The 309-nt window shown below is 35.9% G+C and carries 1 protein-coding gene; it reads left to right on the forward strand.

The features are described 5' to 3' along the window. Positions 1-309, forward strand: a 309-nt coding sequence (locus JKP73_RS22500; protein WP_369074074.1) for a bile acid:sodium symporter, incomplete at both ends; no start/stop codon positions are given.

Raw genomic sequence — 309 nt, forward strand, 5'->3', positions numbered from 1 at the left:
CTATTGCAATGACTTCTTTTTCAACATTACTATCGCCTATGCTTACACCCTTATTACTATATTTACTTGCTGGGCATTGGATGCCAGTTAACCCCTTTGCTATGTTTCTTTCAATTATTCAAGTGATTATTATTCCGATCGCTTTGGGTATTATTATTCAAAAGTTCTTGCCTAACATCGTAGAAAAAAGTGGGCAAGCATTGCCTTTTATTTCTGTTATCGCGATTTCAGGTGTAGTTGCTGCCGTAGTTTCTGGGAATACGGAAAATATAGCTGCCTCAGGTATATTAATCTTTCTTACTGTTATTA

It is taken from the genome of Virgibacillus salexigens, assembly GCF_014905415.1.
In the GTDB taxonomy this organism is placed as follows: Bacteria; Bacillota; Bacilli; order Bacillales; family Amphibacillaceae; genus Virgibacillus; species Virgibacillus salexigens.